The organism is Thioclava sp. SK-1 (assembly GCF_001705665.1).
Lineage (GTDB): Bacteria > Pseudomonadota > Alphaproteobacteria > Rhodobacterales > Rhodobacteraceae > Thioclava.
In genome coordinates, this window is record NZ_MDHA01000053.1 from 69354 (window position 1) to 91565 (window position 22212).

Below are 22212 nucleotides of genomic sequence, written 5' to 3' on the forward strand. Positions count from 1 at the left end.
CCATTAAATTTTACACTCAAATTTGATTAATGCTTTCGTTGAATTTAAAAAATATCAACGAAAATTAATCAAGGTGCTGAATTTGAATGATTATTTTTATAAACCTTTTGTGAACCATCATTAATATCAACAAAATTTCCGTTAACCGCTTGATAACCAATTGGGAAACAATGCCTGACTTCCTCCCTCATTATGCCCTGCCGTGCTGGTTAATTATAGTCATCGGCCGGCAGGAAGGGCTGCAGGCAGCAAGCGAGCAGAGTGGAGATACAAGATGCATAGCGTGTTCAAAAAACTAGCCCAGAAATCCCGTCCGGCTGAAGCGGGGCTGCGTCCTCAACCGGTTCTGACGGCGCCGGCGAAACCCAACCCCGTTGACCAGCTGCCATTGGGGGAGTTGATCCGCCGCTATGACTATATGGAAGATCTGTGTGACCGTGTGATCTCTGAACAACAGGCCGCAATCAACGCGCATCAGCAACGTGTCAGCGAAGACAATCTGAAGCAGATGATGCGCAATGAAGATGGTCAGGCCGATGCTGTGCCTGTGTCGATGACCAAGCTGGCCGAGATCGAAGAGCTGGAAACCGAGATCCGCATCTATCGCTATCAGTTGGAAACGCTGGAAAGCGTGATCTACGAGACAGAGCCGACCAATATGCCAGAAGCATTGGCCAAGCTGCGCTTTATTTCCCGCTTGGTCGTGGATGGGGTGGAATTTGAGGCCGATTTCTTTGCCTTCATGATTGAGGAATGCGCCGATATCGCTGAAATCAGCGCAAATACCATGCTTAGCGATGAACGCCAGAAAGCGCGCCGCACAGCTGCGAGCGCGGCACCCGTTCTGCGCTGAATACCCATAGGCCACGCGCACCCTATCGCACGCCAGACGTGACCGATATCGGGCGGACCAGAAGGTCCCGATGCACTGTGGCACTTGCGGGGCAGGCTGTTCAGGCCTGTGCCGATTCTACGAACCCGTGCGGTGGCCACCGCACGGGTTTTTCATGGATTAGCCCCAACATGTTCTGACAAGGCCGTGAAACCGCGTCAGTTGGGCCAATGGGCCTTGTTTGATGGGCTGCGGCTGCTTGCCAATATGGGGGGGGGCGTCTAGTGTGCGCGCCGATATATGGGATCCGTTGTCGCGGACTCCCGCATGGCCCTAACAAAGAGGACCCTTTGAAAATGTTCGCAACCCCCGCTTATGCGCAAGCCGCTGGCGCCGCCGGCCCGATGGGCCAGCTTGGTCAATTTTTGCCGCTTATTCTGATCTTTGTGATCATGTATTTCCTGCTGATCCGTCCGCAGCAAAAGAAAGTGAAGCAGCACAAAGCAATGGTCGAAGCTGTGCGCCGTGGCGATCAGGTCATTACGCAAGGCGGTATCATCGCCAAGGTGACACATGTGCGCGACGACGGTGAGCTGGAAGTCGAAATTGCGACCGGTGTAAAAGTCCGCGTGGTCAAGTCCACGATCGTTCAAGTTCTGTCGAAGACGGAACCTGCTGTCGAATCGAAGTAAGACCAAAAAGGCACCGCTATGCTGCAGATCCCGCTTTGGAAGCGTGTCGTCATTATCGCCCTATGTCTTGCTGGGCTTGCAATGGCGGTGCCGAACCTTTTCTACAATCGTGTTGAATTACATAATGATGCGATTGCAGCGCTGGAGAAAACCGGCGCATTGACAGATGAACAGGTCACCGCCCGTGCAGGCTGGCCTGATTTTCTGCCCTCCAGCCTGGTGAATCTGGGGCTTGATTTGCGCGGTGGTGCGCATCTTCTTGCCGAGGTCCACCTGGGTGAGGTTTACAAGGCGCGTATGGATGCCTTGTGGCCCGAAGCCCGCAGCGCCCTGGCCGCACAGCGCGCCACCATTGGTGCCGTGCGCCGCGTTGACAGCCCGGATGGAGAGCTGAAGATTCAGATAGGTAATGCCGATCAGATCGCGCAAGCCGTTGAAATCGTGAAATCCCTTGCCACACCTGTTGTGACATTGACCGGCGTAGGTCAGGATGATTTGGCCATCAGCGGGGCAGGGAACACGATTACCGTCACCTTATCGGACGCTGAAAAGACTGCCACCGACAATCGCACCATGCAGCAATCGCTGGAAATCGTGCGCCGCCGTGTGGATGCCGCCGGGACCCGCGAGCCGACCATTGCGCGCCAAGGCAGCGACCGCATCTTGATCGAAGTGCCCGGTATCGGCTCTGCCGAGGATCTCAAGGCGTTGATCGGAACGACTGCCAAGCTGAGCTTCAATCAGGTTATTTCGACGACCTCCAATGGGGATGCCAATCCAGGCGTTGGCAATGATCTGTTGCCAGATGCCAATGTTGAAGGCCGTTATTATGCTGTGGCGGATGTGCCCGTTGTCACCGGGGATGAACTGACAGATGCCCGCCCCGATACAGATACCAACGGACGCGCGGCCGTCAGCTTCCGGTTCAACACCACCGGTGCGCGGCAATTCGGGGATTACACGGCCGCCCATATCGGTGAGCCCTTCGCGATTGTCCTGGACAATCAGGTGATTTCCGCGCCTGTCATTCAATCCCATATTGCGGGCGGGTCAGGGATCATCACGGGCGATTTCACAGTGCAAGAGGCGACGGATCTGGCGCTGTTGCTGCGCGCCGGGGCATTGCCCGCAGGTATGACATTCCTGGAAGAACGCACGATCGGGCCAGAGCTGGGCGCAGATTCCATTGCGGCAGGATCGCGCGCAGCCGTCGTGGGCCTGGCCGCGGTGTTGATCTTCATGGTTGCGAGCTATGGCTTGTTCGGCGCGTTTGCAGCAGCCGCACTAGTGATCAATATCGGCCTTGTCTTCGGCATCATGTCGATGATCGGCGCGACGCTGACATTGCCAGGCATCGCCGGGATCGTGCTGACGATCGGTATGGCTGTCGATGCGAATGTTCTGGTGTTTGAACGGATCCGAGAGGAGCTGAAAAACGCCAAAGGTCCGGCCCGCGCGATTGAGCTTGGCTATGAAAAGGCGATGTCTGCGATTGTGGATGCCAATGTCACCACATTCCTTACGGCATTGATTTTGTTCGTGCTTGGGGCAGGTCCGGTGCGCGGTTTTGCCGTGACGTTGATTGTCGGTATTATTACTTCTGTTTTCACTGCGATCTGGGTCACACGGCTGATGGTCGTTGGCTGGTTCGCATTGCGCCGCCCCAAGACCCTGACCGTTTGAAGGAGCGATATTCATGGCATTCCGTCTTAGACTCGTTCCCGAGCAAACCTCTTGGGATTTTTTCCGCCACCAGACGCTGACCTTCGGGTTCTCGGTCATGCTGGTGATTGCCTCTATCATTGCCGTTGCGGTGATGGGGTTGAATTATGGCATCGATTTTCGCGGTGGCACAACAATCCGCGCACAAACCAATGAAAGTGTGGATATCGCCTCATGGCGGGATTCCATTGCCCCGCTAGGGCTGGGTGATGTGGTGATTACCGAAGTGTTCGATCCAACATTTGCCGCGGATCACCACGTCGCAGAGGTCCGCATTCAGGCACAAGATGGCACTGAAGCGGTGTCGTCTGATACGATCAACGCCGTTGAGGCTGCACTGCAAACAGTGGTGCCATCGGTCAAGTTCACCTCGACTGAATCGGTTGGCCCTAAAGTATCAGGGGAGCTGATCGAAACTGCGCTTCTTTCGGTTCTGGCGGCAACCTTGGCGATCTTGGCATATATTTGGCTGCGGTTTGAATGGCAATTTTCGGTCGGTGCGGTGGCCGCGCTGATCCATGATGTCACCGTAACGGTGGGCATTTTCGCGCTGTTCCAGATCAAATTCGATTTGACGATCATTGCGGCTTTGCTGACGATCTTGGGTTACTCGATCAATGATACGGTGGTTGTGTTTGATCGCCTGCGTGAAAACCTCATAAAATATAAGACGATGCCGTTGAAAGACGTGATGAATATCTCGGTCAATGAAACGCTGTCACGCACGGTGATGACATCTGGGACCACATTGATCGCCTTGATCGCGCTGCTGGTTCTGGGCGGTGACGTGATCCGCGGCTTTGTGTTCGCCATGACATGGGGTGTTGTGATCGGCACCTATTCATCGGTGTTCGTGGCCAAGAATATCGTTTTGTTCCTGGGCGTGGACCGTGATAAGAAAAAGGTCGATCCGGCAGATAAATTTTTCGATAAATCGGCCAAGCCGGGCAAATCGAAACCGTGGAATGAGGGCGCCTGATGTTGATCCTTGAGGCTGATTTCGCAGGGCAGGTTCCGGTGGATGGCTACGGTCCGGGGTTCTTTCGGGTCGGTGGGCAGATCCACCGTGGCAATGTCTTGGTCCATCCTCAAGGTGTGATACCATGGGGCGGGTATACGGATATTGATGCGCCAAGAACCTTGGCGGATCAAATCGACGTGCTGTTCATTGGCACCGGGCCAGAGATTGCCTTTGCTCCGAAATCGCTGATTGAGCCATTGGAGGCCATCGGTATCATGTGCGAGGCGATGGCAACCCCATCTGCGGCGCGCAGCTACAATGTTTTGTTGTCAGAGGGGCGACGCGTGGCCGTTGCCCTTTTGGTAATGCCCGAGACAGCCTAAGGCCTTTGGTCGCAACCCGCATATGCGATCTTTCGCAGCGGGGTGTGATCCACTACACCAGTCCTATGACAATACTCAGCGCTGAAAATCTTACCGTCGCGCGTGGCGGTGTGCCGGTGTTGCACGGTCTCAGCTTCTCGCTGGCGGCGGGGCAGGTGCTTGTGCTGCGCGGGCCAAACGGGCTGGGCAAAACCACGCTATTGCGCACGGTGGCAGGGTTGCAGCCAGCGATGGCAGGTAAGATCCACGCACCTGAGGATAGCATCGCCTACGCAGCCCATGCGGACGGGTTGAAATCCATGCTCAGCGTGGTTGAAAACCTGTCGTTTTGGGCGGCGACCTATGGCGGAAGTGATATCGCCCCAGCCTTATTGCAGATGAATTTGACCGGTCTTGCGCAACGTCCTGCAGCCACCTTATCCGCCGGGCAAAAACGGCGGTTGGGCTTGGCGCGTTTGCTGGTGACGCGGCGGCCGGTTTGGGTTTTGGATGAACCGACGGTGTCGCTTGATACGGAGTCTGTTGCGCTGTTTGCACAAACCGTGCGGGCGCATCTGGCACAAGGCGGGGCGGCGTTAATGGCTACCCACATTGATCTGGGCCTGACAGAGGCGCGCGTGCTGGACCTGTCAGCCTATCGTGCCAGTCTGCACAACGGTGCCGCCGACCCATCGGGGTTTGGGGCCGGGCGCGGTGATCACGGCGACGATGATTTCGGGGCCTTTTTATGATTGCGCTGTTGATCCGTGATTTGCGATTGGCGGTGCGGGCCGGGGGCGGGTTTGGCCTTGGGTTGGCATTTTTCCTGATCGTGGTGACGTTGGTGCCTTTTGGCGTGGGGCCGCAAGGCGATATTCTGGCCCGTATCGCACCGGGGGTCCTATGGCTGGGCGCGTTGCTGGCCTGTTTGCTGTCGCTGGACCGGATCTTCGCTTTGGACTTTGAGGATGGTTCGCTTGATCTGCTGGCCACGGCACCGATTCCGATGGAGGGGGTGGTGACGATGAAGGCTTTGGCGCATTGGGTCACGACGGGATTGCCGCTGGTGGTGGCCGCACCGGTCTTTGGGGTGTTGTTGCATCTGGATATGCAGGCCTATCGCTGGTTGGTGATTTCATTGCTGATCGGCACGCCTGCGCTGTCGGTGCTGGGCACATTTGGCGCGGCGTTGACGGTTGGGTTGAAGCGCGGCGGGCTGTTGCTGTCGCTTTTGGTTCTGCCGCTTTATATTCCAACACTGATTTTTGGCGCAGAGCTGATCCGGCGCGGCGCACAAGGCATGTCGGTGCAAACGCCGCTGATGATGTTGGTCGGGATCACAGCTGCGGTGATTGCATTGGTGCCATTTGCCAGCGCAGCAGCAATCCGGGTCAATCTTCGGTGAGTTGCGCTATGAATTGACCTTGGTCAAGGCAGACCAATTGGTGTTTCACCATCGGTTCGGTTAAATGATAGACAGCGCTAAGCGCCAGCAGGGTAATGAGGTCAGATGTCGATTTGGGAATATGCCAACCCGGTAAAATTCATGAAGACATCTGGCAAACTATTGCCCTTTGTCACAGTCGCGACCGCAGTGACATTGGCCATTGGCTTGATCTGGGGCTTTTCCTTCACACCTGCGGCGGATAATTTCGGATCCTCTGTCAAGGTGATCTATGTGCATGTGCCTGCGGCGATGATGGCAATTAATATTTGGGTGATGATGTTGGTGGCGTCGTTGATCTGGATTGTGCGCCGTCATCATGTGTCGGCACTGGCGGCCAAGGCGGCTGCACCGGTTGGCATGGTGATGACGGTGATCGCGCTGATCACAGGTGCCGTCTGGGGGCAACCGATGTGGGGCACATGGTGGGAATGGGACCCACGCCTAACGTCATTCCTGATCTTATTCCTGTTCTACATTGGTTATATGGCGCTGTGGTCCGCGATTGATGATCCGGATACGGCGGCGGATTTGACCGGAGTATTGTGCCTTGTTGGCTCTGTCTTTGCGCTGCTGTCGCGCTATGCGGTGAATTTCTGGAACCAAGGGCTGCATCAGGGCGCGACATTGTCGTTGGACAAAGAGCAACATATTGCGAATGTCTATTGGGTGCCTTTGGTGATTACGATGGTCGGGTTTGGCCTTTTGTTTGTCACGCTGGTGCTGGTGCGCACGCGAACAGAAATTCGCATGCGCCGGCTGCGTGCCCTACAGTTACGGGAGCGGATGCAATGATGCCAGAGTTGGACAAATACGCGAATACCGTGTTGATCAGCTGGGGGGTGACTTTGGTGCTGCTGGCAGCATTGGTCGCAGCGACCCTATGGCGTAGTGCGAGGGTGAAACGGGCCTTGCAGGCACAAGAGATTCGGATGAGGGCTGACAATGGTTAAACCGCTTATGCTGCTGCCGCCGGTCATTTTCTTTGGGCTGGCGGGGATGTTCGTTTGGGGCATGGCGCGGGACAATCCCGATCAGCTGCCCACAGCATTTGCTGGTAAGGTTGCCCCGGCGATTGCCCTGCAACCCTTTGATGATCAGCCAGAGTTCACGGCTGCCGATCTGCAAGACGGACAGTTGAAATTGGTGAATTTCTGGGCGTCTTGGTGTGCGCCCTGCCGTGTCGAACATCCCAATCTGAGCGCTTTGGCCGATGAGGGTTTGTCGATTTACGGCGTGAATTACAAAGATGATCCGGTTAAAGCGCAGGGCTTTTTGCAGGAGCTGGGCAACCCATACGCCAAAATCGGTGCAGATACGACAGGCCGAATGGCATTGGATTGGGGCGTTTACGGTGTGCCTGAAACCTTTGTTGTGGATGGTAACGGCACGGTGCTGTTCCGCTTTGCCGGGCCGGTGACACAGCGTGTGATCGACAGCCAGTTGCGCCCACTTCTGGACGCACAGTAACGCCTGTGTGAGCGGGCTTGCACATCACGCATGACCCTGTTTGGCTGTGGCGTATTGCAACATGGACAGGCCAACTTTCCCTGTGCCACAGTTATATAGGACTGCGTCGATGAAATTGTTTGTTTATGATCATTGCCCGTTTTGCACCCGCGCCCGCATGCCGTTTGGGTTAAAAAACATACCATTGGAATTACAAATTTTAGCCAATGATGATGAGGCCACGCCGATTTCGATGGTGGGCGCGAAGATGGTGCCAATTTTGGAAACCGGCGATGGGTATATGGGTGAAAGCCTTGATATTGTTGCTTATCTTGACGCGCTGGACGATCGGCCGATCTTTGGCGGCACGGTTTCGTCAGGGCTGGCGCAATGGCTGTCGGATATGTCGCCCCTGATTGCCAAGCTAACAATCCCGCGCACGCCAGAACCAATTTATCCGGAATTTGAAACCGCTTCTGCTCGGGCCTATTTTACCCAGAAAAAGCAGCAGTCAATGGGCGTGCAATTCGACGCATTGCTGGCGCAAAGCGACACGCTTTTTGCGCAGATGGAACAGGGGCTGCGCGCGCTTGTACCGATGTTGCCAAAGGCAGAGGCGCCGAGCATAGATGATATACACCTGTTCCCGGTGCTGCGTTCCCTGTCGATGTTACAGGATCTGGACATCCCGCCGCAGGTTGCTGCCTACCGCAAAATAGTGTCGCAGGCTTGCGGCGTGCCGCTGGTCGGTGAGTTGCGCGCAGCAAACCGTTAATTTTTTAGGGGATGCGGGGTGGCCCGCGCATTGACTTTGGATCAACAGCGGCCCATTCGGGCCACCATCCCATCCATTCAATTCCCACAACCAGCAGCGCAATCACAATCGCCGCAAACACCAGCTTGACCCGCTGCGGCGAGGGGGGATTGCGCACCCAGCGTGACGCACGGATCAGCCAGATGAGATTCATTCGTCCGTGAACTTTACCGTGCCGATATAGGGCAGGTTGCGGTGGCTTTGGGCAAAATCCAATCCATAACCGATGACGAATTTATCGGGGATCTCAAATCCGGTCCAGCTTGCCTTTGCCTCGACTTCGCGCCGCGAGGGTTTATCAAGCATCGCACAGCATTCAATCCGGCGCGGGCCGCGTGCCTTGAGCATCTCCATTACTTTGGAAATCGTATGGCCGGTGTCGACAATATCTTCCACAACCAGGACGTCGCGCCCGCCGATATTGCCGCGTAAATCTTTCATGATCCGCACTTCGCGCGACGATGTCGTATCATTGCCATAGCTGGAGGCTTCCAGAAAATCGACCTCGCAGGGCAGGTCGATTTCGCGGATCAGGTCAGCGATAAAGACAAAACTGCCGCGTAGCAGCCCCACAACCACCAGCTTCTCTGTACCAGCGAAGCTTTGCGAAATCTCACGCCCCAGTTCTTCGACCCGCGCAGCAATCTGCTTGGCGGTGATAAATGGCGTGATTTCATAGGCACGGTCAGACATGCGGTCTCCTTCAGGGATGGCGACGCCATACGGCCGCCCTTGATCTTTGCCCGGTTTATCGCAAGTAAGGGGCGTCAATGACAAGTGTTGATCCGCAACGAAAAGACGCCCGGAGACCCGATGCCCAAGCAATCCGACAGCCGCGTGATGCCCTATACCGCTCAGCAGATGTATGATCTGGTGGCAGATGTGCAAAGATATCCTGAATTCCTGCCCTGGAACGCCGCAGCGCGTATTCGTTCGCGCGATGAAATGCCCGATGGATCAACCGTTATGCTGGCCGATTTGGTGATTTCTTTCAAAGTGTTCCGTGAACGTTTCGGGTCGCGCGTGGTTCTATGGCCCGAACGCAAACATGTGGATACTGAATATCTGGACGGGCCGTTTAAATATCTGAAAAGCACTTGGGATTTCAAAGATGTCGATGGCGGTTGCCAGGTTGATTTCTTTGTAGATTTTGAATTTAAAAACCCTATTTTACAAGGCGTTGTCGGCGCTGTGTTCAATGAGGCGATGCGCCGGATCGTCAAGGCGTTTCAAGATCGTGCACAGTCTTTATACGGACCCGCAACGGTCTGAAATGCAGTCTTAGGTTGACTTAAGGTTAACATTTTCTCACCCTGAGCCAGATTTTCCGGCTGGGGGCTGAGATGTTTTTTAGTTTATTTTTGATGGGGCTGGTGCCCTTTGCCGTTGCGTTGAATGAAATCGGTGCAACGGATGATGATGACAGCGGTGAGACGGTTGACAATAATGTCGATGTCACGCCGCCCACCGGTGATTTGCTGACCGGCACGGATTTTAACGACACGATTGTCGGTGATGATTTGGCCGACACGATCGATGCCGGGGCCGGCCCTGATGAGGTATGGGCCGGAGCGGGCGATGATGTTGTTGACGGTGGCCGGGGCGCAGATCGGCTGTTCGGGCAAGATGGCGATGACACGATGGATGGCGGCATTGGCTTTGACCTTGTATCCGGTTTGGCGGGGGATGACTCCATCACCGGCGGTTGGGGCGAAGATCAGCTTTATGGTGGCACCGGTGATGACACGATCTATGGCGATGGTGCCGACGATTACATTCGCGGCGGCGATGGAAATGATATTTTGCGCGGTGGTGAAGGCGGCGATGATATTGACGGGCAGGCGGGTGATGACCTGATCTATGGCGGTTCAGCCAAGGATGTGCTGTTTGGCGGTGATGGAAGTGATACGCTGATCGGGTCCGAGGGCGCAGATCAACTGAACGGAAATGCGGGCGGTGATATGCTTCGCGGCGGCGATGGAAATGACAGCCTGTCTGCGGTGGGTCGTGCGTCGAACGGTGCCGATGCAGGCCCACAGGCTGATGCCGATACGCTTTTTGGTGACGATGGCAATGATCTTCTAGAGGGCGCTAATGCCACCGATGAGACCCTGTATTACGGCGGCGACGGGAATGACACGATCATTGGAAATGGCGCGGTGTTTGATGGCGGCGCGGGTAAGGATCTGATCGATGTGACTGGCAACGCCACTGTGATCGCGGGCGAGGGGGCCGACCAAATCGTGACCCATAGTGATGGGATTACGATTGATCTGACCGATAGCGATGCGGCCAGCGATGAAATCGAATTCGGTGGCTCTTCCAATATCATCAACGGGTTTGTGCCTGGCGAAGATGCGCTGTCCTTTGAAGAATTGCCAGACGAGCTGTCGGCGCAAGATGATGGTGAAGATCTGCTACTGTTGTCGGGCGAAGAGGTGGTGGCGACATTCACGGGCCTTGCAGGAACACCCTTGGCAGATCTGTTGGCCACCTCCGATCAGCTGGCGCAATTGACAACACAGGGCGATGACGCGCTGACAGGGACTGCGGGTGACACGCTGACCGGCGGGGCAGGAACAGATAGCTTCACCATCGACATCGCTACGGAGGCGGGCACCGTGGATGAGGATGCGCAGGACGTTGATCCAGGCCCGATCGTCATTGCAGATTTTGAAGCTGGAGAGCAAATTTCGCTTATTTGGGACGGAGTAGAAAGCGCGGATACTGATGGCCATACCGATCCTATCAGCCAAAGCGTGACCGATGATGGCGATCTTCTGCTGGGGGATCTTGGGGCGCCGATTGCGATTGTGCAGGGCGTAGGCCGGGTTCTGACAGTGGATGAATTCCCGCAAGGCTATGCGGTGGCGCAGGGTTAGCCCGCGCAAGGATCGCCGATTGATGATGTAGAAAAGGCCACCCCTGAATATGGGGCGGCCTTTTCGCCGTGTTTTCCGTGAGTGGAAAATTTTATGAGGTCATGTCATAGGCGCGCTCGCCATGTGTCGACAGGTCCAGACCGTTGGTTTCATGTTCTGCCGACACGCGGATCGGGAACAGCACCATAACAACGCGGGCAATGATCCAGGTCAGCACCACGGTGTAGACGCCAACGATTGCCAAGGCGCCAAATTGTGCCACTGCAGTGCCCTGACCAAAGACCGCGATCATGATCGTGCCGAAAATTCCGCCGACACCATGCACAGCAAAGACATCCAGCGTATCGTCAATGCCAATTTTTTCGCGCACCAGCACCACGGCCTCTTGGCATAAGATGCCTGCAACGCAGCCAATCGCCAGGGCTTCGATCGGGCCAACAAAGCCAGAGGCCGGGGTGATCGACGCCAGACCCGCAATCGTGCCTGTGACCAAACCCACAAGGGAGGATTTCCCAAATTTGATCCGCTCCCACATCGCCCATGTCAGTGACGCCGCGGCGGCAGAGATATGCGTGACGGTAATTGCCATCGCGGCACCACCATCCGCGGCCAATTGTGACCCGCCGTTAAAACCGAACCAGCCGACCCACAGCATACCTGCACCCATTGCAACCATGCCTGGGTTGTGCGGTGGCACAGATTTCTTGTGCCGTGGCCCGATCATGATCGCCAGAACCAAAGCCGCAAGCGCTGCAGTTTCATGCACCACGATACCACCTGCGAAATCACGCGTTCCGGTGTCACCAAAAATGCCGCCATCGGACATCATACCGCCGCCCCAAATCCAGTGTGTCACCGGCGCATACACGGCCAACAGCCAGATCGCACAGAAAGTCAGCACAAAGCCAAAACTGATCCGCTCGACGAAGGCGCCAAGGATCAGCGCGGGGGTGATCACTGCGAATGTCATTTGAAAGGCAAAGAAGCAGATCTCGGGGATGGTGCCGGCCAATGTGTCAGGGCCAATGCCAAACAGGAATGCTTTGGACAGCCCGCCCCAGACAGCGTTCCCCTCGCCAAAGGCGATAGAATACCCTGCGACCAGCCAAACAATGCTCATCAATGCGGCAACAGCAAAACATTGCATGAAAACGGATAGAACATTGCGTGCCCGGACAAGACCGCCGTAAAAAAGTGCAAGCCCTGGCAATGTCATAAACAGCACCAATGCGGTTGCTACCATGACCCAGGCTGTATCCGCCCCATTCATATGTTTACCCTCCGACTGATCAATTCGGAGTGCTGGGTAACGAGTCTAAAACAGAATGGAACAGTCTAAATGCATAACGTGTCGATTAATATATGTGCCTTTTGAAAACTGCCGTTATTTTGAACATTATTTTGGGATGATTGGGTAATTATTAATCAAAAATAAATCATTGACCCAGCGCATGCAGCAATTTCGTCAGCGCATGTTCGCGCGCGGACAGCCGGACAAGACCACGACCCAAAGCGCCAAATTCGACGGTTTCGGTTGTCACAACATCCCATTCGCAGGCGACGCCAAAGCACACACGACCCTCTGGTTTGAATTCTGACCCGCCGGGCCCGGCAATGCCTGAAATGGACACGGCGATCTGCGCCCGGCTATGTGCGACAGCCCCGATGGCCATCGCCGCGGCGACCTCTTCCGATACGGCGCCAAAGGTTTCGATTAAGGCCGGATCTACATCCAGCATCTCAATCTTCGCGGCATTGGAATAGGTAATGAACCCACGGTCAAAAATGGCAGAAGATCCTGCCAAATCCGTTAAGGCCGCCGCAACCATCCCGCCGGTGCAGCTTTCGGCCGTTGCAATCATCAGCCCCCTGGCATGAGCTGCATCAAAAACGGCCCGCGCATGATCTGACATAGTCACCCCAAAATGATGATGTGATAAACTGCGGCAAGAATGACCGTGCAGATCCCGGCAAATAGGCCCGCCCATAAATCGTCCAGCATAACGCCTTTGGGATCATGGCGGCGATCTGCGCGGCCCACCAGCCACGGCTTCCAAATATCGAACAAGCGGAACAGCAAAAACGCGGCCACGGGGCCGGGCCATACCATTGACATATCACGCATCCAGAACCCGAAGGCCGGGAATAGCATCGCAAGCCAAAGACCGGCAACCTCGTCAATGACAATCTCGGACGGGTCTTCGGTCGGTGTGTCTTTCAGCGCTTCGGCAATGGTATAAAAGCCCACGAATGTCGCAATAAGCATCGCCGCAACCAGTGGCCAAAACCCAAGGTAATGCTCAATTGTCCACCCGACAAGCAATGCCGTAAGCGACCCCCATGTGCCCGGTGCCGGTTTCAGCAGGCCGGAATAGAAAAACGTGTTGATCAGACGCAGCGTGGCAGGTGACATCATGGAATTCCTTTGGTCCATCAATTGGGCGCGGTGGTGCCGATCAACTCTGAATCAGCGTAACGGTGGCGATGGCGGCAATGCCTTCTTCACGGCCAGTGAAGCCAAGCTGTTCTGATGTGGTTGCCTTGACCGAGACCCGGTCGACCGGTGTATCTATAATCCGCGCCAGCTCGGCCATCATTGCCGGGGCATGTGGGCCAATTTTGGGGCGCTCGCAGATCAATGTTACATCAACATTGCCAATCCGAAACCCTTTGGACCGCGCCAGCTTGGCTGCATGGTCCAAAAAGATCCAGCTGGCCGCACCTTTCCATTGTGGATCGCTTGGTGGGAAATGGCGACCAATATCGCCCTGCGCCAACGCGCCATAAATTGCATCCGTCAACGCATGCATACCAACATCGGCGTCGGAATGGCCCAGCAATGCTTTGTCATGTGGGATCGACACACCGCATAAAATGACGGCATCCCCCGATGTAAACGCATGCACATCATAGCCATTTCCCAAGCGGATATCCATGTTGTGTTCCTTTGCTTGCCCCCTGATCAACGCCTCTGCCCGCGCAAAGTCATCAGGATATGTCAGTTTTATATTATCTTCAGAGCCGGGCGTGATCGCAACCTGATGGCCCGCATCGCGCGCCACGGCCACATCATCGGCCGCGCCGCCTGGATGGGCGCGGTGTGCGTTCAAAATAGTGTCAAAGTGAAAACCCTGTGGGGTTTGCGCCCGATATAATGTGCTGCGGTCTCGGGTGCCGGTGACATAGCCCCCCGCACCATGCCACAGCGCATCCGTCACCGGCAGGGCCGGGGCTGCGGCGACATGGGTGTCCAAGGCATCCAAAACGCTTTGGATGACAGAAAACGGCACCAAAGGCCGCGCACCATCGTGAATGAGCACTTTGGTCACGTCGGTTCCAGCAAGGGCCTCCAAAGCGCTTTGAACAGATAGATCGCGGCTGTCACCGCCGCTGATCAGGGTAACGGCACCGTTGAAAAGATCCAGGCCACGCAACATATCATCCGGGTGCAGGACAACCACAATCCGCGCAGGTTTCAGCGGCGCGAAGGCCGCTACCGTATGGGCCAAAACCGGAAGCCCAGCCAGATCGCGCCATTGTTTGGGCAATCCGCCCCCGGCGCGTGTGCCACGTCCTGCGGCGACGATGATCACTGCGGTTGTCATGATCCCTCCCGTGCGATGCCATATCACAATGGCGTATGTGCCAAAGGCTTAGGCGAAGGCGCGGCTGCGTGCAATCACAACAGGCTTTGCGAGAATGCAGAGATTTCCAACAGGTAGTCGATTAAATTTTAGGCATGTGCCATTTTTTCCCGCCGGTGCTACCTTAGATAGATTGTGAATCATCCATGCAGGGGGTAGCAAAACACAACATAAGAAACAAAGTTGGTCACCCGTGACGATAGATTTAAGCCCGCATCATATTGATCCGCCGGTGTTGCTGGCCCCTATGGCTGGGATCACAGATGTGCCGTTTCGCCGGATTGTTGCGCAATTCGGGGCGGGTCTGGTCGTGTCGGAAATGGTCGCCTCGGGCGAAATGCTGACAACGAAACCCTCTGTTCGGGCCAAGGCGCGTGCGGATATGTCGCTTGATCAGCCATCGTCTGTGCAACTTGCAGGACGTGCGCCAGAGCCAATGGCGCAGGCCGCACGGATGGTCGCGCAGATGGGCGCAAAAATCATTGATATCAATATGGGCTGCCCGGCGAAAAAAGTCACAGGCGGCGCCTCTGGTTCGGCATTGATGCGTGACCCAGATCACGCGCTGCGTTTGGTGGATGCCGTCGTCGCCGCAGTCGATGTGCCGGTGACGCTGAAAATGCGTCTTGGCTGGTGTGATGACAGTCGTAATGCGGCCGATATTGCCAAACTCGCGGAAAATGCCGGGGTAAGAATGATCGTCATCCACGGTCGTACCCGGATGCAGTTTTACAAAGGACAGGCTGATTGGGCCGCCATCCGTGAGATCGTCGATGCGGTTTCGATCCCGGTGGTGGCCAATGGCGATATTGTCGATGCGCGCAGTGCCGCACAAGCATTGCAAGACAGCGGCGCGGCGGGTGTCATGGTTGGACGCGGGGCGCAGGGGGCGCCGTGGCGACTGGCGCAGATTGCCCATGCTATTTATGGCGCGCCTGCACCTGTTATCCCGCAAGGCGCTGCTTTGGTCGATCTGATCTCGGCGCATTATGATGAGATATTGCGGTTTTACGGCAGTGATGTCGGGCTGCGGCTCGCGCGGAAACATCTGGGATGGTATTGTGATGAGCTGGGCGCACCGCTGCGCGCCGAGATGATGCGCAGCCAGACACCGGAGGCAACCTTCGCGTTGATCCGGGCCGCATTTGGTGAAAGGTCCGCCGCATGACGCTGCCAGCCCCAGGTATTATCTGGAATTCTTTGCCCATTCCGGCGCTTTTGGTGGATGCCAATGATTGCGTGGATGAGGTCAACCCGGCCGCAGAATTGTTCCTGAATCTGTCAGCCAAAGCGCTTTCGGGGAAGTCGATATTTGAGCGGTTGGCGATTAATGCGCCGCTGGAGGAGGTTTTTGCACGGGCGCGCAAGAACCGTGCCAGCCTGTTCGTCAATGATGTCGAGGTGACAACGGGCGAACGTGCCCCGGTGCAATGTAACCTGCAAGCCGCACCTTTGGGCGATGACCCGGATCGGATCTTGTTCCTGATCGCGCCGCGTGAAATCTCGGATCGGTTGGGACGGGCGGATGCGGTGAAATCTGCCGCGCGCTCTGCGATTGGTATGGCCGAAATGCTGGCCCATGAAATCAAGAACCCGCTGGCCGGGATTTCTGGGGCGGCGCAGCTTTTGTCGATGGGGTTAAAGGGCGAAGATCTGGAATTGACCGATCTGATCGTGGATGAAACCCGGCGTGTCGTGAAATTGCTGGAGCAGGTCGAACAATTTGGCAATGTCCGTCCACCTGTCGCCAAGCCCGTCAATATTCATGATATTTTGGACCGTGCGCGCAAATCAGCCGAAGTGGGCTATGGCGCGCATATGGTTATCCGTGACGATTACGATCCGTCTTTGCCGCCGACATTGGGCGATGCGGATCAGTTAACGCAGGTGTTTCTGAACCTTCTGAAGAACGCATCCGAGGCGTGCAAATCTGAAGGCGAGCTGAAAATCCGCACGTTTTACGAGCATAAGCTACGCGTTCGCACAAAGGCGGGCAAAGTTCTGGCCTTGCCGCTTCAGGTTGAAATTATTGACAATGGGCCCGGCATCCCGCCCGATATCGCCGAGAATGTTTTTGAACCCTTTGTCTCAGGGCGCGAAAACGGAACCGGTTTGGGGCTGGCCCTGGTCTCTAAAATCATTTCTGAACATGGCGGCTGGATCAATTTGGACTCCGTTCCAGGCCGCACAGTTTTCCGCATTTCCCTGCCAGTCGCCCGAGAGGAGAAGTAATTATGGACGGAACCGTTCTAGTCGCTGACGATGATCGCACCATCCGCACTGTTCTGACACAGGCCCTGACACGTGCCGGATGTAAAGTGCATGCGACAGCATCGCTGATGACGTTGATGCGCTGGGTCGAGGAGGGCAAAGGCGATCTGGTGATTTCGGATGTGATGATGCCTGACGGAAACGGGCTGGAAGCTCTGCCCAAAATTGGGCAATTGCGCCCCGGCATGCCGGTCATCGTGATTTCCGCGCAAAACACGATCATGACGGCGATCCAGGCAGCGGAAGCCGAAGCATATGATTACCTGCCCAAACCTTTTGACCTGCCTGACCTGATGAAGCGGGCACAAAAGGCGTTGGAGCAAAAACGCCGGGCGCAGGTTGCACCGCCCAAAGTGTTGGAAATTGAGACCCGTGAAACCGCCGGTGATTTGCCGCTGGTGGGCCGCACCCAAGCCATGCAAGAGCTGTATCGTTTGGTTGCTCGGGTGATGAATGCTGACTTGCCAGTGCTGATCCTTGGCGAAAGCGGAACGGGTAAGTCACTGATCGCGCGCGCAATTCATGATTTCTCGGACCGTCGAACACAGCCGTTCATTGTGGCGCAGGCCGCTGATTTGCAAGGCGCTGATGGTCCGACCTCTTTGCTGGCCAAGGCGCGCGGCGGCAGCTTGGTGTTCGATGAGGTCGGTGATTACGACGATGAAACTCAGGGGCGGATTGTGCGCATGTTGGATGCGTTGCCCGACCCTGCGCCGCGGATTATGGCGACAACGCAGGTCGATCTTTCCGCCTTGATGGAGGCGGATAAATTCCGTCAGGATCTGTATTACCGTTTGGGCGGTGTTACCTTGGCCGTGCCGGCATTGCGCGAGCGGGTGGAAGATATTCCACATCTGTCGGACCATTTCTTAACACGGGCAGAGCGTGATGGGCTTGGCCTGCGTCGCTTCTCTGCCGAGGCGATGACGCTGGTGCGTGCCTATGCTTGGCCAGGCAATGTGCGCCAGTTGGAAAACACCATCCGCCGTTTGGTTGTGACCTCGTCAGAGGAAGATATTTCCCGCACTGAGGTGGAATTTGTGTTGGGCAATCAGCCCGCGATTGAGCCGCTGCGCTCTGGCGGGGAGGGTGAAAAACTGTCGGCTGCGATCGGGCGCCATCTGCGGCGCTATTTTGATTTGCACGGCGGCAACCTGCCCGCGCCGGGGCTATACGATCGCATCCTGAAAGAGATGGAGGCCCCGCTGATTGAAATCGCGTTGGATGCAACGGGCGGAAATCAGGCGAGATGTGCCGATCTTCTTGGCATCAACCGCAATACCTTGAGAAAAAAGATCACAGACCTCGATATTCAGGTGACAAGACGTCGCAAACTGATGTAAAACGGCAACATAGGGTGAGGCATTCCCGCAAGAAGGATTTGCCGCCTATTTGACCGGAGATGAGGCGTGCTGGGCAGCGCGACACATAGCAAAGCATGGGACCGTCTGGCACGATTGCGTCGCCAGAGACGGTACAGGAATGTCGTAACCCTAGGGCTTGTTGTTCTGGGCCCTGCCTTGGCGGTCTGCACGTTCTTTGTGTTGGGCCCAATGGGGCAGGGCGCCGATAGCAACGCTTTGCGTTTCGTATTGCTGGCCGATTTTGTGTATTTCCTGCTGTTGGCCGGATTAATCGTTATGCGATTGGCGCAGGTTCTTGCTGCGCGGCGCAAACGCTCTGCGGGGTCGCGATTAACGTTAAGGCTTACGGGGATATTTGCCTTCATTGCCTTGGTGCCTACGATCCTTGTCGCATTATTTGCGGGTTTAACGGTGAATATCGGGTTGGAAGGATGGTTTTCCGACCGGGTGCGGGAAGTTGTAGGGACCTCATTGCAGGCCGCCGAGGCCTATCAGGATGAACACCGCCATGATTTGATTCAGGACGCAGATGCGCTGGCCGGGTTTTTGAATATTCGCCGGCAGGCCGCGACATTCATGTCGGATGGGGAGTTGCGCGAACTTCTTGTATCGGGGCAAAGTGGTATTCAGCGTGGGCTGAAAGAGGCCTATGTTATCGACGGCACCGGTGAGATTATCGCGCGTGGTGAGCGCAGCTATCTCTTCGATTTTGAAAAACCTGCCGCAGAGGATATTGTTCAGGCACAGCGCGGCGGCACCATTGCGATTGAAGATTGGGATATCGATGAATTCCACGCTCTCAAACGTTTAGATGCCTTTGTTGATAGATATCTTTATGTCTCGCGCACCGTTGATGGTTCGATCTTGTCTTTGCTTGATGATACGCGCGAAACGGTGAACCTGTATCAGCAATTAGAGCAGACACGCGGCCGGGTGATTTTTGAATTCGGCCTTGTGTACCTGGGGTTTGCCCTGATCATGATTTTGGCCGCTGTCTGGTTGGGGCTGTGGTTTGCAGAACGCCTGTCGCGTCCGATTGGACAGATGGCAGAGGCGGCAGTGCGCGTGGGCGGGGGCGATTTCACCGCCCATGTGCGCGAAGAAGCCGGCGAGGACCGGGACGAAATTGCGCAATTGGGTCGATCTTTCAATAAGATGACACAACAACTTAAAGAACAGCGCGAGGCTTTGCTGGCCTCACATGATGTTACTGAAGAACGTCGTCGTTTATTTGATTCCGTTTTGTCATCAGTGACATCAGGTGTAATGGGGTTGGACGCCGAGGGGCGTCTGGACTTTGTGAACCGTTCTGCGATGCGGCTTTTAGAGATTGATGATCAAGGTGATTATCAACGTAACCTGGCACAAGCGGTTCCGGAATTCTCAACACTTTTCAACAAATTGCATGGCTCTGTTCATGAGGTTTTGCAAGAAGAAATTCGCGTTTCGCGTCATGGTAAGTTGGAAAGCCTGTTGGTGCGTATCGCGGTGCGCCGTGCCGATGACGGCCACCCGGAGGGTTATGTGATTGCGTTCGAGGATGTCACGGAACTGGTGTCGGCACAGCGTATGGCCGCATGGGGGGATGTGGCCCGTCGCATCGCGCATGAGATCAAAAACCCGCTGACCCCGATTCAGCTGTCGGCAGAGCGGATCAAACGGAAATTCCGCAAGACTGCCGGTGACGATGAAGCGGTTTTGGAACAGCTAACCGGTGTAATCATTCGGCAAACCAACGACTTGCGCCGTATTATTGACGAGTTTTCCAAATTTGCCCGCATGCCCGAACCGGATCGGCGTAACCATGATCTTGCCGCTTTGATGCGCGACATCGTGGCGCTGCAAGAAGGGGCATTGCATGGGGCCACGATTGAGGCCGATGTTTCCGCCACCCCGGTTATTGTGGAGCTGGACGCCACGATGATTGGGCAGGCCTTGACAAACCTTGTCAAGAATGCCGGAGAAGCCATTGAAACATTGGCAGAAAAAGGCGCACCAGAGGGCTATGAACCGCGGGTGCGTGTGATGATGGAAGATGCACCAGAACAGGTGACTATTCGTATCACGGATAATGGGGTTGGGCTGCCCGAAGACCGTTCAAGGTTGTTCGAACCCTATGTAACGACGCGATCAAAAGGAACCGGATTGGGCCTGCCGATCGTGAAGAAGATCATTGAAGAACATGGCGGAACATTGGTGCTGACGGATGCACCGCCATTTGAACCCGGCGCCCATTCCGGCGCCATGGCCGAAATTCGCCTGCCGCGCGCCCGTGCGGCTTTGCGCGCCATTAAGGATCGGGAAGAGACATGAGCGATATTTTGATCGTCGATGACGAAAAAGACATTCGGGATTTGATTTCGGAGATTCTCGAAGATGAGGGGTTTGCGACGCGCACCGCCGCCAATTCCGATGAATGTATGGATGCGGTGAACGCCGAGCCGCCTGCGCTGATGATCCTGGATATTTGGTTGAAAGATAGCCGGATGGATGGGATCGACATTTTGAAAACGACCAAGCGCGACAATCCAGATGTTCCGATCATCATCATTTCCGGGCATGGGAATGTTGAAATTGCGGTCGCTGCGATCAAACAAGGCGCCTATGATTTCATCGAAAAACCGTTCAATATTGATCAGCTTTTGGTCGTGATTTCACGCGCGATGGAAACTTCGCGTCTGCGGCGCGAAAATTCCAGCCTAAAGCGGCGCGAAGGGTCGGTGGGGGAGATGCTGGGCGAAAGCCCGGCCTTTAGAAAGCTGAAAGATCAGCTTGATAAGGTAACGAAATCGAATGGGCGGGTCATGCTGACGGGCGAACCCGGATCGGGCAAAGAAACCGCAGCGCGCTATATCCACCAATTTTCGGCCCGGGCCTCTGCGCCCTTTGTCACCGTGAACTCTGCCACGATTGAGCCAGAGCGGATGGAAGATGTTTTGTTTGGCCGCGAATCCGCAGAGCGCGGAATCGAAAAAGGTCTGTTGGAACAGGCGCATGGAGGCGTTGTCTATTTTGACGAGGTCGCGGAAATGCCGCTTGGAACGCAAGCAAAAATTCTGCGCGTATTGACAGATCAGCAATTCTTACGCGTTGGTGGCTCGGATAAGGTGCGTGTGGACCTGCGTGTCATTTCATCGACCACGCGCGACCTGTCGGTAGAAATTGCATCGGGGCGTTTCCGTCAGGAACTGTATGACCGGCTGAATGTGGTACCAATTCTGGTGCCAGCGTTGGTGGATCGGCGCGAAGATTTGCCGCTTTTGGCACAGCACTTTATCGCGCAATTGAACGAAACACAGGGTTTGCCACTGCGCGATATTTCAGAGGATGCTGCATCCTTGATGCAAACAATGAGCTGGCCTGGCAACATTCGCCAATTGCGGAATCTGGTGGAGCGGGTGCTGATCCTTGGTGAGGGGACCGATCTGATCACGGCGAAAGATCTGGATGGGGATGGCCCGGCACAGACCGAAGAGGGGCGCGTCGTGCTGTCAGGGCAACTGGCAACTTTGCCGTTACGTGAAGCCCGCGAGCTGTTCGAACGTGAGTATTTACTGACCCAAATCAACCGCTTCGGTGGCAATATTTCACGCACAGCCAGCTTTGTCGGGATGGAGCGATCTGCATTGCATCGCAAATTGAAAAGCCTGGGCGTTGTGACCTCGGCCAAAGCTGGGGCGCGGATCGCGCGGATCGAAGAGGTCAGCGAAACTGGCGTGGATTGACCATGACTGTCCTGCGGCATAGAACCGTGCAGATACGGCACGGAGGATGT

The 22212-nt window shown here is 55.7% G+C and carries 24 protein-coding genes; 18 read left to right on the forward strand and 6 right to left on the reverse strand.

Annotation, left to right across the window (positions count from 1 at the left end):
• Positions 1-274 precede the first annotated feature (274 nt).
• From BFP70_RS12865 to grxB, 11 genes are all read left to right on the forward strand, one after another.
• Complete coding sequence (locus tag BFP70_RS12865) at positions 275-853, forward strand: hypothetical protein (protein WP_066012059.1); 579 nt, start codon at positions 275-277, stop codon at positions 851-853.
• A 335-nt stretch (positions 854-1188) separates the two neighbouring features.
• Complete coding sequence (yajC, locus tag BFP70_RS12870) at positions 1189-1524, forward strand: preprotein translocase subunit YajC (RefSeq protein WP_066012060.1); 336 nt, start codon at positions 1189-1191, stop codon at positions 1522-1524.
• Positions 1525-1542: 18 nt separating this feature from the next.
• A complete protein-coding gene (secD, locus tag BFP70_RS12875) occupies positions 1543-3207 on the forward strand; it encodes a protein translocase subunit SecD (RefSeq protein ID WP_066012061.1) in 1665 nt (554 codons plus the stop codon).
• A gap of 13 nt (positions 3208-3220) precedes the next feature.
• Positions 3221-4225: a protein translocase subunit SecF gene (gene secF, locus BFP70_RS12880; RefSeq protein WP_066012062.1), complete on the forward strand. Its 1005-nt coding sequence runs from the start codon at positions 3221-3223 to the stop codon at positions 4223-4225.
• On the forward strand, positions 4225-4590 hold the full coding sequence (locus BFP70_RS12885) for an Mth938-like domain-containing protein (protein ID WP_066012063.1): 366 nt from the start codon (positions 4225-4227) through the stop codon (positions 4588-4590). The genes secF and BFP70_RS12885 overlap by 1 nt, the downstream gene beginning before the upstream one ends.
• 65 nt (positions 4591-4655) lie before the next feature.
• Complete coding sequence (gene ccmA / locus BFP70_RS12890; protein WP_066012064.1) at positions 4656-5321, forward strand: heme ABC exporter ATP-binding protein CcmA; 666 nt, start codon at positions 4656-4658, stop codon at positions 5319-5321.
• Positions 5318-5974 (forward strand): heme exporter protein CcmB, encoded by a 657-nt coding sequence (gene ccmB, locus BFP70_RS12895; RefSeq protein ID WP_066012065.1) that lies wholly within the window; start codon positions 5318-5320, stop codon positions 5972-5974. The genes ccmA and ccmB overlap by 4 nt, the downstream gene beginning before the upstream one ends.
• Before the next feature lie 105 nt (positions 5975-6079).
• Complete coding sequence (locus BFP70_RS12900) at positions 6080-6808, forward strand: heme ABC transporter permease (RefSeq protein WP_066012066.1); 729 nt, start codon at positions 6080-6082, stop codon at positions 6806-6808.
• On the forward strand, positions 6805-6966 hold the full coding sequence (gene ccmD / locus BFP70_RS12905) for a heme exporter protein CcmD (RefSeq protein ID WP_066012067.1): 162 nt from the start codon (positions 6805-6807) through the stop codon (positions 6964-6966). Before BFP70_RS12900 ends, ccmD begins: the two co-directional genes overlap by 4 nt.
• Positions 6959-7483: a DsbE family thiol:disulfide interchange protein gene (locus BFP70_RS12910; protein ID WP_255356702.1), complete on the forward strand. Its 525-nt coding sequence runs from the start codon at positions 6959-6961 to the stop codon at positions 7481-7483. Before ccmD ends, BFP70_RS12910 begins: the two co-directional genes overlap by 8 nt.
• 109 nt (positions 7484-7592) lie before the next feature.
• Positions 7593-8237: a glutaredoxin 2 gene (grxB, locus tag BFP70_RS12915; RefSeq protein ID WP_066012068.1), complete on the forward strand. Its 645-nt coding sequence runs from the start codon at positions 7593-7595 to the stop codon at positions 8235-8237.
• Positions 8238-8241: 4 nt separating this feature from the next.
• Here grxB and BFP70_RS12920 read toward each other — a convergent pair whose 3' ends face one another.
• Complete coding sequence (locus BFP70_RS12920; RefSeq protein WP_066012069.1) at positions 8242-8430, reverse strand: hypothetical protein; 189 nt, start codon at positions 8428-8430, stop codon at positions 8242-8244.
• Positions 8427-8969 (reverse strand): hypoxanthine phosphoribosyltransferase, encoded by a 543-nt coding sequence (gene hpt / locus BFP70_RS12925; protein ID WP_066012070.1) that lies wholly within the window; start codon positions 8967-8969, stop codon positions 8427-8429. The genes BFP70_RS12920 and hpt overlap by 4 nt, the downstream gene beginning before the upstream one ends.
• A 120-nt stretch (positions 8970-9089) precedes the next feature.
• Here hpt and BFP70_RS12930 point away from each other — a divergent pair, with 120 nt between their 5' ends.
• A complete protein-coding gene (locus BFP70_RS12930) occupies positions 9090-9548 on the forward strand; it encodes a type II toxin-antitoxin system RatA family toxin (RefSeq protein ID WP_066012162.1) in 459 nt (152 codons plus the stop codon).
• A 71-nt stretch (positions 9549-9619) separates the two neighbouring features.
• The gene (locus BFP70_RS12935) at positions 9620-11158 is read left to right on the forward strand and encodes a calcium-binding protein (RefSeq protein WP_066012071.1); all 1539 of its coding nucleotides are present in this window, start codon (positions 9620-9622) and stop codon (positions 11156-11158) included.
• 91 nt (positions 11159-11249) lie between these two features.
• Here BFP70_RS12935 and BFP70_RS12940 read toward each other — a convergent pair whose 3' ends face one another.
• From BFP70_RS12940 to BFP70_RS12955, 4 genes are all read right to left on the reverse strand, one after another.
• On the reverse strand, positions 11250-12428 hold the full coding sequence (locus tag BFP70_RS12940) for an ammonium transporter (protein WP_066012072.1): 1179 nt from the start codon (positions 12426-12428) through the stop codon (positions 11250-11252).
• Between the two features lie 166 nt (positions 12429-12594).
• A complete protein-coding gene (locus tag BFP70_RS12945; RefSeq protein WP_066012073.1) occupies positions 12595-13071 on the reverse strand; it encodes a CinA family protein in 477 nt (158 codons plus the stop codon).
• 2 nt (positions 13072-13073) lie between these two features.
• Positions 13074-13571 (reverse strand): phosphatidylglycerophosphatase A, encoded by a 498-nt coding sequence (locus BFP70_RS12950; RefSeq protein WP_066012074.1) that lies wholly within the window; start codon positions 13569-13571, stop codon positions 13074-13076.
• Positions 13572-13614: 43 nt separating this feature from the next.
• Positions 13615-14763 (reverse strand): bifunctional 2-C-methyl-D-erythritol 4-phosphate cytidylyltransferase/2-C-methyl-D-erythritol 2,4-cyclodiphosphate synthase, encoded by a 1149-nt coding sequence (locus tag BFP70_RS12955; RefSeq protein ID WP_066012075.1) that lies wholly within the window; start codon positions 14761-14763, stop codon positions 13615-13617.
• Between the two features lie 232 nt (positions 14764-14995).
• Here BFP70_RS12955 and dusB point away from each other — a divergent pair, with 232 nt between their 5' ends.
• The 5 genes from dusB to BFP70_RS12980 all read left to right on the forward strand — a co-directional run bounded on the left by dusB (position 14996) and on the right by BFP70_RS12980 (position 22162).
• Positions 14996-15970 carry a tRNA dihydrouridine synthase DusB gene (gene dusB / locus BFP70_RS12960; RefSeq protein ID WP_066012076.1) on the forward strand — a complete coding sequence of 325 codons (975 nt, stop codon included), beginning with the start codon at positions 14996-14998 and terminating at the stop codon, positions 15968-15970.
• Positions 15967-17034, forward strand: coding sequence for a nitrogen regulation protein NR(II) (locus BFP70_RS12965; RefSeq protein WP_066012077.1), 1068 nt, complete (start codon positions 15967-15969; stop codon positions 17032-17034). Before dusB ends, BFP70_RS12965 begins: the two co-directional genes overlap by 4 nt.
• A gap of 2 nt (positions 17035-17036) precedes the next feature.
• Positions 17037-18416 (forward strand): response regulator, encoded by a 1380-nt coding sequence (locus BFP70_RS12970; protein WP_066012078.1) that lies wholly within the window; start codon positions 17037-17039, stop codon positions 18414-18416.
• A gap of 69 nt (positions 18417-18485) precedes the next feature.
• Entirely contained in the window at positions 18486-20750 is a 2265-nt protein-coding gene (locus BFP70_RS12975; RefSeq protein WP_066012163.1) for a PAS domain-containing sensor histidine kinase, read from the forward strand.
• Positions 20747-22162, forward strand: coding sequence for a sigma-54 dependent transcriptional regulator (locus BFP70_RS12980; protein WP_066012079.1), 1416 nt, complete (start codon positions 20747-20749; stop codon positions 22160-22162). Before BFP70_RS12975 ends, BFP70_RS12980 begins: the two co-directional genes overlap by 4 nt.
• Positions 22163-22212 lie beyond the last annotated feature (50 nt).

Bases quoted from the DNA above. Each gene is read 5' to 3' on its own strand.
- BFP70_RS12865 (WP_066012059.1), top strand. From the start codon at position 275: ATGCATAGCGTGTTCAAAAAACTAGCCCAGAAATCCCGTCCGGCTGAA.
- yajC (WP_066012060.1), top strand. From the start codon at position 1,189: ATGTTCGCAACCCCCGCTTATGCGCAAGCCGCTGGCGCCGCCGGCCCG.
- secD (WP_066012061.1), top strand. From the start codon at position 1,543: ATGCTGCAGATCCCGCTTTGGAAGCGTGTCGTCATTATCGCCCTATGT.
- secF (WP_066012062.1), top strand. From the start codon at position 3,221: ATGGCATTCCGTCTTAGACTCGTTCCCGAGCAAACCTCTTGGGATTTT.
- BFP70_RS12885 (WP_066012063.1), top strand. From the start codon at position 4,225: ATGTTGATCCTTGAGGCTGATTTCGCAGGGCAGGTTCCGGTGGATGGC.
- ccmA (WP_066012064.1), top strand. From the start codon at position 4,656: ATGACAATACTCAGCGCTGAAAATCTTACCGTCGCGCGTGGCGGTGTG.
- ccmB (WP_066012065.1), top strand. From the start codon at position 5,318: ATGATTGCGCTGTTGATCCGTGATTTGCGATTGGCGGTGCGGGCCGGG.
- BFP70_RS12900 (WP_066012066.1), top strand. From the start codon at position 6,080: ATGTCGATTTGGGAATATGCCAACCCGGTAAAATTCATGAAGACATCT.
- ccmD (WP_066012067.1), top strand. From the start codon at position 6,805: ATGATGCCAGAGTTGGACAAATACGCGAATACCGTGTTGATCAGCTGG.
- BFP70_RS12910 (WP_255356702.1), top strand. From the start codon at position 6,959: ATGGTTAAACCGCTTATGCTGCTGCCGCCGGTCATTTTCTTTGGGCTG.
- grxB (WP_066012068.1), top strand. From the start codon at position 7,593: ATGAAATTGTTTGTTTATGATCATTGCCCGTTTTGCACCCGCGCCCGC.
- BFP70_RS12920 (WP_066012069.1), bottom strand. From the start codon at position 8,430: ATGAATCTCATCTGGCTGATCCGTGCGTCACGCTGGGTGCGCAATCCC.
- hpt (WP_066012070.1), bottom strand. From the start codon at position 8,969: ATGTCTGACCGTGCCTATGAAATCACGCCATTTATCACCGCCAAGCAG.
- BFP70_RS12930 (WP_066012162.1), top strand. From the start codon at position 9,090: ATGCCCAAGCAATCCGACAGCCGCGTGATGCCCTATACCGCTCAGCAG.
- BFP70_RS12935 (WP_066012071.1), top strand. From the start codon at position 9,620: ATGTTTTTTAGTTTATTTTTGATGGGGCTGGTGCCCTTTGCCGTTGCG.
- BFP70_RS12940 (WP_066012072.1), bottom strand. From the start codon at position 12,428: ATGAATGGGGCGGATACAGCCTGGGTCATGGTAGCAACCGCATTGGTG.
- BFP70_RS12945 (WP_066012073.1), bottom strand. From the start codon at position 13,071: ATGTCAGATCATGCGCGGGCCGTTTTTGATGCAGCTCATGCCAGGGGG.
- BFP70_RS12950 (WP_066012074.1), bottom strand. From the start codon at position 13,571: ATGTCACCTGCCACGCTGCGTCTGATCAACACGTTTTTCTATTCCGGC.
- BFP70_RS12955 (WP_066012075.1), bottom strand. From the start codon at position 14,763: ATGACAACCGCAGTGATCATCGTCGCCGCAGGACGTGGCACACGCGCC.
- BFP70_RS12965 (WP_066012077.1), top strand. From the start codon at position 15,967: ATGACGCTGCCAGCCCCAGGTATTATCTGGAATTCTTTGCCCATTCCG.
- BFP70_RS12970 (WP_066012078.1), top strand. From the start codon at position 17,037: ATGGACGGAACCGTTCTAGTCGCTGACGATGATCGCACCATCCGCACT.
- BFP70_RS12980 (WP_066012079.1), top strand. From the start codon at position 20,747: ATGAGCGATATTTTGATCGTCGATGACGAAAAAGACATTCGGGATTTG.